This window comes from Enterobacter sp. SECR19-1250 (assembly GCF_013391025.1).
Taxonomy (GTDB): domain Bacteria; phylum Pseudomonadota; class Gammaproteobacteria; order Enterobacterales; family Enterobacteriaceae; genus Enterobacter; species Enterobacter cloacae.
In genome coordinates this window covers 1-9,383 of the sequence record NZ_JACASJ010000144.1, presented here as the reverse complement: position 1 = coordinate 9,383, position 9,383 = coordinate 1, and the positions used below count along the sequence as shown (strand labels likewise).

The window sequence follows — 9,383 nt, the reverse complement described above, 5'->3', positions numbered from 1 at the left end:
GACATCGTTAACTTAAGATACAAAAGCTGTTCGGAGATGGAGGGTCAAGATCATGCAAGATTTTATTGCATCTGGTTTATCTAAAAAACAAGCCGCTAAGAAAGCTAGAGCAATTATTTTAAGTGCAAATCTAGATAAACTAAATAACGATAAAAAACCTTCTGCTGTCAGAACAAACCGAATTATTAAATCCAATGCTTTACTTAATGAGGAGACGATTAAATCTGATCCCTGGCACATAGCAAAAGTTAAGCAAGATGCGATCAATTTATCTAATGTCGAACAAAGACGGTTCGACACAGCACTTTTAAGACGTCCTATTTCATGTATTGAATGCAAAATTGACTTTAAATCATTTGGTGCATTTGTAGATCATACTAAAGATGTTCATCATACTAGCGTAAGTACACCTAAGTTAATTGTAGAAAATGAAGCGCCTATTGATATTATGGATATTGTCATTGAGTCGCCTGTATTGCTATCTACTGAGCCAGTAGAGCCAGTTGTTTCTATTCCTATTGCCAAAACGCCAGAATCATTTAGTGACAAGTGGATCAGGTTGTTTGCAGAGAAAGGTTACAGTGCTGCTATGGTTGAAGCGTTTAAACGGGATGCAATTAAAGAGAATATGACGGCATTACAGATACATGATTTTCTTAGTGTCTGTAAGCCCTATAAAGCCCCTGTAGAAAAACCTGTACTTCCTTTAGAAGCGATTATTGTCCCTGACTCTGAACAAGCAAACACCATTACAGAGGCCATAGAAACGCTTGTAGAAGCACATGTAGCTTCTGTTGCTAATGATTCCTCCTACGCTGTTACCCTCGCTGATTCTATTGAGCAAGCTTTGTTTGCTGATCGCATTGTTCGTAGCCGTACCAATCAGAACGATTTTAAAGAACGTGTAGCCGCTAACTTTGATTATCGTTGCGCTATTACGAATAGCGGAGAAGCGTTAGAAGCAGCTCACATTGAGCCAGTAGGAACGGGGAACAATAACACTTCTAATGGGGTGCTTATGCTTGCTTGTTTGCATCGTCTTTTTGACGCTGGAATGATGGCTATCGAGCCTGATTCTCTTACAGTGCATTTCAAGGCTGATTGTACATACTTTGCTAAAAGTACGTTGGAAGGTAAAAAACTAAATGATCACTCAGTACCTCTGAACAAATCAGGATTGTTAGAACGCTGGCTTAGCTTTAATATTGATAGAATTTAGAGCAATTAAAACATTATGTTATCTAATGGAGATAATTATCCCTAACATGCAATGAATATTCATAAGCAAACCTTTCTTTTTCGCCTAAAATGCTAATTATAAATAAAAACATTTCAATTCAGCATAAAGGTTGACATTTACTAATCCTTATCGCCCCTCGTGGTTACTTAATGCAAATACCGCCCCTTGAATTGCGGCTGTTTCTGTAATCACTTTTGTGGGAACTGGACTGACCCCACAAAAGTGCCAACTTCCACTCCTCGCTCGTACCGACTTCTTGCCCCGAACCTGTCTGCTAAGTGCCAGAAGCAGTCCTTGCGCCATTGGGTGGATATTAAATAATGAAGCAGGCCAACTTGAATAAACAAAAAATGTATTTATTCAGGATGATTAAAATGAGAATGAAAGTATATTACTTTTGGTGACCGCCCGCGCGGTCACCTTAGATATGGTGGCAACCACCTAGAACCTTGTACAATCTTTAAGCTCTTTTTCTAGTTGCTCAACCAAGTCAGAGCAATTTTTTACAACCTCTTTAACTGACTCTGAATTTAATTCATGAAAATTTCCATCTTTTGTTTTACCTGCTCGATGAACTAAGTCATGCCTGATTAACACGCTTTTATAAACGTCTGCGAATATAGGGAATGTAATGCCAAAAGTATCGCGATACATGCCACTTACTTTTGGTAGATTATGATAAAGCACACTCTTCATAGACTCCATCGCTTTAGATTCTATTTCTTCATGCTTTATAAATAACTCCGAAAGTGAGAAGTTTTCTTGATTGTAATCTTTAAAATTTTCAACAAAACTTCTTAAGTTCGCTTGACTACCGTAGATTAAGGAAATAAAACGGTCACATAAATATGTTTCCAAAGAAGTTATTATATTGGCATACAGCATATAAGTCATTTGTACTTGTAAAACACTATCAATTTGTAACTGAGCATCATTAAGCTTTATGGCGTTCAGCATACTATTTCTGAATGTTATATAGACATCGTGTTCAGATAGATTTCGATCATCAGAAAACTGCATGTCAATAACATCTAGAATACGCTGTTCGATTAATGAAGGCCTATTCAACTGCAATACATCTATAGTCGCCTGCCCTCGCTCAGTTAAACCTTCTAAATATCCATTTTTATTTTGTTTTATATGTTCTGAAAAACTTTCAATCACAGGATTTAGGAGTAATGGTTTACCATTCTCATCTAGAGGAAACTGATCTCGTTTAATCGTGTTACATGCTCTACAAGCGATGAGCAGATTATCTGTATCCTCCTGGAAGTCAGGATACTTTGATTTTGGTAAAAAGTGCTCAACATCCGCCATCAATGGTTCATAAAGTCTAGTGCCACAGTAAGCACATTGGTGATTAAACTTCTCCCATAGTTCAAGCTTAAGCGCTCTATAATTCCTAATCATTCAATAGTTCCTTTATAATTCTGGTTGGTTATCTATTCGTCAGTTTACGCTAAAGAAACGAGCCTTTAATTGGGTTAAATCATATCTAAATGTAATCTATTAAGCGATCATATTTCATTAATAATAAGAGATAACGTTCGATTCACAGTTTGCGGGTAAATGTAACTTAACGTCCGCTCCTCGCTCAAAGCAGACCTTATGACCTAGATTTCTGGCAGATCCGAGCCAAGAGCAAAAATTGATATCATCAATCGGCCTCAAGCTTAAGGGGAATATCTCCCCCTTTTTATGTAACCAGTTTACTGAAGATGTTCTTTCAGCCAGGTACACGCGCCTTCAATGTCATACGCTTTTTCCCCAAATCCTTTCGCAAGCAGAAACTCTGGTAAATATTCATCATATTTATCTAAGTACTTTTCTGGAACATTTACAGCAAGATCAAACGCTGAGGGCAAGCCTGACAGCAGCAGGCCTTTAAGGGCCTGTTGAACAGAAGTGATACTTGAGCCGTCAATTTCTATAACTCCAGCCAATGAATTAGCTTTAAAGCCACAACGTATGAGCAAGGCTGTAATCGTATTGACAACCTTATCTCCCATCCATGGGAGGATGTAACAGTATTGGCCGCTCGTAAGAAAATACTCATTTTGCAGGTTATAACTCTGGAAGTTACGACTGCCTTCCGCAAATAGGCTTCTGGCGGCAGAATCGGCATAATCTACTCTCTTGCTACCTATTGCTATGCGGTAATCACCTTCCCTATAGATAGCGAGCATTTCCTGACGAACGGCATCATGAACAGACATTCCCCCCCCACTAAATTGTGGTGGCTGACCGCCTTTGGTCGCCTCTACATAGATAACTTTTTTCTCTGTCTCGATCTCTGTCACTCTCCAGCGCCGCCCACCGAAGATGATGTGTTGATCTGGTAGCAGCGGGGAGTCCACAGGCACTGTTCCAAGGGTTCTGTTTCCGGTGACAATGCGGAACTCTTCTGGTGTGTTGAACACGGCATAAAACGTGTAATGGTTAGTCAGTTTCTCCCCCTCTGCCCCAACAACCATTTCTCCACTAGCGAGTTGAGTGAGCAGGCCACATGCCCCCATATGTTTAAGCAGGCTTTTGAAATCGCCTATATCCACATTACGGAACGGGCCTGTTTGACATAGCTGTGACCAGAGTTGATCGGCACGAACTCCGCCCCATTGCGCGGTAATTGCAAGAATCTGGTGTAGCAGCGTGGAGTAATGCATCTGCTGGGAATCGGCAGGCTCAAACCATTGTTTAGAGATCATCAATCTGATCATTGCCATCGACTGGACCAAATGCAGCCGGAGGTGGTCAACGATACTGCTAGTCACAGTGAGCTCATTTTCTGTAATTAGCATTCTTAGAACTGATGGGGAGTCGCGTCGCCCAGAACGTCCCATACGCTGACGCAGACTGGAAACAGTATGCGGAGGCGTAACTTGGATAACCGACTTAACCTTACCGATATCAATTCCCAACTCAAGCGTCATTGTACAAACAGCTGTTGTGGGCAAATTTCCTTTCTGAAGACGAGTTTCAAGCGCTTCCCGCAATTCCTTGGCAAGGGAACCATGGTGGGGAAAGAATTCATTGGGAACAATATGTTCCTCACACATGTCGCTCAGCGTGACAGCAATGCTTTCAGTCCGCTTTCGACTGTTTGCAAAGACCAAATGAGAATCGCCACGGCAAAGTCTAAAAATGTCAGCGCAAACGTCATGTTCAGCTGAACTCTGAAGTTCTTCTTCTTTTTGGAGCACTCGCTCCAGATAACCTTTGACCTGTACCTGAAGAGTGGCCTCGCTCTTACTATCTGTAACAGTTACGCAGGGTAGTCGTTTGTCCGGGCGCAAAAGTTCGGGTACTTTCTCCAGTTCCCCCAGCGTGGCACTCAACGCAACGCGGGGAATTGGATTTACCAGGCGTCCTAACACATGGTCAATTCTATTGAGCAGAGAAAGCAGCTGTACACCACGCTCTGAGCCAATGAAAGCATGAAACTCATCAATAACGATGTATGCGACTGACGAAAACGCCTGTTTGAGCCAGCCCATTGAATTTATGAGCAAAGACTCAAGTGACTCAGGTGTAATCAGTAAAATGCCAGCAGGGTTTGTCCGAGCCTTCTTCTTTTTGCTATGTGGTACATCCCCGTGCCAAGGAGTCACTGGCATTTCCAATGCATCTCCAAGGCTCTCAAGACGACGGTACTGATCGTTAATCAATGCCTTCAACGGACTGATATAGACGATGCCAAATCCATTAGTGAGATCTGCAACTGCCGAACAGGCAGGAAGAAAGAAAGCCTCTGTTTTACCCGCTGCTGTGCCTGCACTGATTAGCACGTCTCGATCACGGGCTAAAATTGCCGGGATAGAACTCTCCTGCAAGGGCCTTAATGTAGACCACCCCTGCTTGTAAACCCACTTACGGACGCGGGGATCGAGACTATCATAGGCACTGCTCATAATTTGAAGTTCGCCAGTCCGTCGTCGTCATCGCTTTCCTCTATAATGGCGTCATCCATTTCGCTGGGCCTGTCCTCTTCAATCGCCACACCCTCGATTAGTGTTTGCCAGTTCATCGTTCTGTTTTGTTCCAGCACGGCCAGCATGTCTAGGAAACCTTTTATGGTATTACGGGGGGTACGGAAGTAAGCGTCTCCAATGGTTTTACTACAGTGATGCAGAAATCCAGTCAGTGCCTCATCTGGAACCAGATAATTCTCTGGATCTCCGCCTGCATAAACATGACGAAGATTTCTCAGTAAAATATACAGTTCCTCAGGGGTGAGGCTGGCAAGATGCAAAGTGGGAGACGAGTAGTCAATCACTCCTGCTTTTTGCGCGAACCGATTTTCCGCCAGACGTGATTGGAGCGCCTCATAGCTGTAAAGACCTTTGCGAGGATCGAAAAGGAACTCTGGCGTCCCCCCGAGGATAAAACCAATATTCTCGGCTGAGCCTTGCAGGCAGTCATTCAGGATCCGCAAAATCTGTTCGTAGTTCGCTGTTCTTGCTTGCGTATTATTCAGTTTAAAGAGGTTCACCATTTCGTCGAGGCTGACCAAAAGACCGGCATAGCCTGCCTGGCGGACAAAAAGGCTCATCAGCTTCAAAGAGTCATAGAATGAAGCGTCTGAGATAATAGTCCGAACGTCGAGATCGTTACGGGCATCAGTTTTAGTGGTGTACTCTCCCCGCAACCAGCGAATAGCATTGGATTTTAGTGTTTCGTTATCCTGCTCATGCCCGCGCCAGAATGCATCAATGACCTTCGCAAAGTCATATCCGCCGACCATATCTGATAGTGCTGCCAGGCGTTTATGAATAACTGATGAAACCTCGGAGCCGTTCGTGTCAGCTTCCTTCCTTGCCTCCGTAACGAATCTTTCAACAACGCTAAGTAACGCATTACCATCCGGCTTGTTTCTGGTGGACATGTTTTTCATAAGCTCAGAATAGAGATTACGAGCCTGACCTCCCGATGAGTGAATGCGTCTGTCAGGAGAAAGGTCTGCACTGATTGACACCAGCTTCTTCTCTAGCGCAATAGAGCGCACAACACTCAGAAAGAACGTTTTACCAGAACCATATTCACCGATGATAAGTCTGAAGCTTGAACCACCGTCAGCAATCCTCTCAATATCTTGATGGAGAGCGGTGATCTCATTCACGCGGCCAACCTGGATATGCTGAATGCCTATCCTTGGCGTTACACCTGACTTAAGTGACTGAATAATAGCGTCACGTTCTTTCACTCTTATACGTGTTACAGACATTCACTATCCCTCTAATTCTTTGGCAATTTCCAGGTCAACCCAGATATCATCATCGGCATCGTCCAGTACCGGAGCATCAACCACCGCATAGGACCAGTCATTAATCACCTCAAGCGCACCGCCGAGCATCAAATTCAAATTTCCGCACAATTCTGTCGCCTCTTTCCGGGACCACTGTTCTTTCTCCAGCAAACTGTGATAAAGCTGGCTATGTGCGGAGTCTAGCCCCCCCGCCTCCGTTAATGAGGCTGGAGCGCTTTCTGGCTCTTCCGGTTCTTCTTCGGTGAAAATTGTGTTCAGCAATTTACGAACATCATCCGTGGCAGATTCGTGGCGGGCAAGTACATTAGCATCCAGTGTGAACCCTACTGCTGGCTGATCAGTTGGTACAGACGAGACGAGATCATGTTCAGTTGCGGAATGCTGATGGATATTGCTCGAGACAGATGAGGGATCCAGCCCCAAACTTGAATAAATCTTCTCAAGCTGTTTGATTTCGGCAGGCGCTATTGTCCCATCCGAACAGGCAACACTAACGATAACTTTGCCCACAGCAGCTTTTTCCGCGGCCCCCATCAACTCAATCCTGCTTTTCATTCCTGTCATATTGGCTGGGGTATGAAGTTGCCACGTTAAATACGCATGTAGAGAGCATTTTTCATCATCGGTGAAGCCAGTATTGTTGTTGATGGCATTCTCAAGCACTTTCTGTTCAGCTTGATCAAGAAAATCGTCAATCAAGGCGACCATCGCCCCTAATCTGAGCGTCATTACTGCTGAGATAAATTCAGGAGAAGGTGAGAAGCGTCCACCTTCGGCGGCAGGGAATAGAACAAGTGTCCCATCAACATCCGCCTTCACATGGTGATAATACGGGTCAGGTGCCAGACCGTAACCCATCTTCAGAGCAAAGGCCTGCATCAAATCGGCCTCTTTTTTATTGATCTTATTGGGGCAACTGGCATTCATATGTGCCCAAAAGTCAGCAACTGAGACTAACCCCTCCTTGACGAGGATCGCCTCATCAGCCCAGCGTTTGAATGAGCTTAATATTTTTTCTGCGCTTTCATTAACGATCTCTGAAGGGAGCAACATAATTGCAGCCGTATCATTGACTGACGTACCTTTCCTACCAAGGTAGCGACTATAAGCATCAAGTTCATCCGTACATATGTCGGCAAGAGCCATAATTTTCTGGACAGGGCTCTTCAACGCACTTGGATCAGGCAGGTCGGGAACAGGAAGTCGAACACCTCGCAAACTAGGACTTGCTGGTGTGTAATCTAACCTTAGGCGCGTTTTATTCGCCTTAACGACCATCCCTTCACCATATTTGAGGGTGTAACGCCGTTTGAAAAGCGCAGCAAACTCTTTAGCACAGCGGCGAGCCGGGGTACGCAGCGAATACTCGGTGTGGTTTATTACCCAATTCAACGCCAGTTCAGCTGATACAGGAACTCCTTCATGTACAGTTTTTGCCAGAGCCAGCTTAAATTGCATGCTGTTGCTGAAACCTGAATTGCTATCGAGCTCAGTGGCTAAGCCCATGTTCGGGCGCAGAATAGACATGGCTTCGAGTAATTGGGCCGAATATCCACGGAATGAGCGGTTCTCAATGAATACCGATCTTAACCGAGCGACTTCATTGAACAGATTACGGAACTCAGCATCAGGGAGTTTTGGGTCAGTGGAATCTACGAGCGCTTTTCTTTCCAGTCCGTAGAGGTAGATAAAAACATAGCCGATAGGACACGATGGATCAGACCTATCGCTGGCGAGCCAACTGACATACGCACCGCGTGCTTCTGGGGAAAGAGAGGAAAAACTGGGCCAGTATCCTAATGAACTGTCCTCGTAAAGATAAGAAGTAGGTTTTATCTTACATGTGTCATCAATTAATGATGCCTCACTTCCATCGTCATAATAGCCGCCTGATTCCTGACCGGAGGGCTTCATACGTTGCCCCACGTAAATGTGACCACCAGTGATTGTCACACCAGCTACAGTTATCATTTCACCCGGAAGGACCCATCGAGCTAATACACCATCTGATTTTGATGTTTTCTGATGATGATTGGTGGTTACTCGGAATTCTACACCCCGGCCACTGCTCAGTGTAAAGGTTGCCAGGTTGTCATCTTCACTTTCATCTTTTCGCATGACCGCCTCCTTTTTCTCGATGTCAGCAATCCATTCATTAGGTGGCGCGTTGACAGTTTTGGAAACAGGAGACTGGGTAGATTTATGCTTTTTCTTTTTGAAAAACAAAAAATAAACAACATAAATCGCCGCTAAAAATATCCATAACTCCATGAGCATAAACCTTAAAAATGACTTCTCATAGGCACCAAAAATGGCGAGAGAGAGTAAAGCAAGTGGAATAATCTCAAAATAATACTTCTAAATTGAGAAGGTTAAAACTAAATCGCATAAAAAAATAAGTTATTGATTAAAAGAATGAAAATCATCGGATAGGTGTGTTTTACCATCACTGAATTTTTAAGATGTACGAATGCCTGTTTGGTCATCCTCCTCAGAAGAATGTTGCACTGCTGTTACGCTATCATACGAGCAACTATAGTGAGGATGAAGACCTGACTGCTGCATAATGAAATTTACCGATTCACTGAAGGTGTCGAAAATCTGTTCAATCAGGAAGGCTCTAGGGGCTATATCATCTCGAATAATGACTTTCGCAAGTAGTTGACATTTCTTGCCACCCTTTCATTTTCATTCAGATAATGAACCTGGGAATTAAAAAAAATGATTCAGCGTGGTTTTACTTGTTTCCCTTCAGACCCAAGCCATCAGCCCCAAAACGCCTCCTCTCACAATTCAACGTAGCTTGCTAATTTTGCCGGTTAGCAAGGGAAGGTGCGAATAAGCAGGTCATTTCTTCCCAAGCTGACTCGCTGATTAAAA

The 9,383-nt window shown here is 43.8% G+C and carries 5 protein-coding genes; 1 reads left to right on the top strand and 4 read right to left on the bottom strand.

The window, feature by feature from the left end:
* Positions 1–52 precede the first annotated feature (52 nt).
* Positions 53–1,219: an HNH endonuclease gene (locus HX884_RS23865; RefSeq protein WP_256737190.1), complete on the top strand. Its 1,167-nt coding sequence runs from the start codon at positions 53–55 to the stop codon at positions 1,217–1,219.
* A gap of 462 nt (positions 1,220–1,681) precedes the next feature.
* Here HX884_RS23865 and HX884_RS23860 read toward each other — a convergent pair whose 3' ends face one another.
* The 4 genes from HX884_RS23860 to HX884_RS23845 form a co-directional block, all read right to left on the bottom strand.
* A complete protein-coding gene (locus HX884_RS23860; protein ID WP_178328899.1) occupies positions 1,682–2,650 on the bottom strand; it encodes an HNH endonuclease in 969 nt (322 codons plus the stop codon).
* A 299-nt stretch (positions 2,651–2,949) separates the two neighbouring features.
* Positions 2,950–5,148: a DEAD/DEAH box helicase gene (locus HX884_RS23855; RefSeq protein ID WP_178328898.1), complete on the bottom strand. Its 2,199-nt coding sequence runs from the start codon at positions 5,146–5,148 to the stop codon at positions 2,950–2,952.
* Complete coding sequence (locus HX884_RS23850; RefSeq protein ID WP_075191693.1) at positions 5,145–6,461, bottom strand: ATP-binding protein; 1,317 nt, start codon at positions 6,459–6,461, stop codon at positions 5,145–5,147. The genes HX884_RS23855 and HX884_RS23850 overlap by 4 nt, the downstream gene beginning before the upstream one ends.
* A gap of 3 nt (positions 6,462–6,464) precedes the next feature.
* Positions 6,465–8,774, bottom strand: coding sequence for a TerB N-terminal domain-containing protein (locus HX884_RS23845; protein ID WP_080781749.1), 2,310 nt, complete (start codon positions 8,772–8,774; stop codon positions 6,465–6,467).
* Positions 8,775–9,383 lie beyond the last annotated feature (609 nt).